The sequence below is a fragment of the Streptomyces calidiresistens genome, assembly GCF_014141525.1.
In the GTDB taxonomy this organism is placed as follows: domain Bacteria; phylum Actinomycetota; class Actinomycetes; order Streptomycetales; family Streptomycetaceae; genus Streptomyces; species Streptomyces calidiresistens.
Genome location: NZ_VKHS01001395.1, coordinates 1 through 750, shown reverse-complemented (window position 1 = coordinate 750; position 750 = coordinate 1). Strand labels below are relative to the sequence as shown.

Genomic DNA, 750 nt, shown 5'->3' with positions numbered 1-750 from the left:
CGACTTCGCGGCGGCTGCCGCCGCCCTGAGGCGCGAGCTGACCGTGCCGACCGTCGGCCAGACCGTCATCCTCACCCGGGTCGCGCCGGCACTCCAGGGCGACGACGTTGAGCGGGTCGCCGGCCGGCTCGTCCCACTCGGAGGCGGGCGTGCCGCCGGCACCGCCGACGGGGCGCTCCCCGGGGCCGCCGAGTTGTTCCAGGACCCGCATCCGGGTGGGGCCGAAGCCGCGTTCGCGCAGCAGTCCGGCGACCCGGGCGGGGGTGTCGGCGCCGGCGGAGAGCACCAGCACCCGGCGGCCGGGGTGCAGGGCGGTGGTCAGGGAGGCGAGGGGGCGGCCGACCAGGGTGACCACCCCGGTGTCCTCCACCGGCCACCCCAGGCGGGCACAGGCCAGGGAGATCGAGGAGGAGTGCGGCAGGACCCGGACGCCGTCGGGGCCCAGCTCCTCGACCAGGGCGCGGCCGATGCCGAAGTGCATCGGGTCGCCGCTGGCCGTGACCGCGATCCGCCGGTCCCGGTGGACGGCGAGCAGGCGCGGGACGGCCGGCCGCAGCGGTGAGGGCCAGGTGAGGCGTTCGCCGGGACAGCCGTCGGTGGCGTCGGGGGGCGGCAGCAGGTCGAGCTGGCGGCGCCCGCCGATGATCACCTCGGCGGCGCGCAGGGCGGCGCGGGCGGGTTCGGTGAGGCCGGCCCAGCCGTCGGCGCCGAGGCCGACCACCGTCACGGGGTGGCGCGGGGGCGGGTCGG

The 750-nt window shown here is 79.1% G+C and carries 1 protein-coding gene; it reads right to left on the bottom strand.

Going from position 1 to position 750, the window contains the following annotated elements:
* Positions 1-750, bottom strand: a 750-nt coding sequence (cbiE, locus tag FOE67_RS27495; protein WP_194444848.1) for a precorrin-6y C5,15-methyltransferase (decarboxylating) subunit CbiE, incomplete at both ends; no start/stop codon positions are given.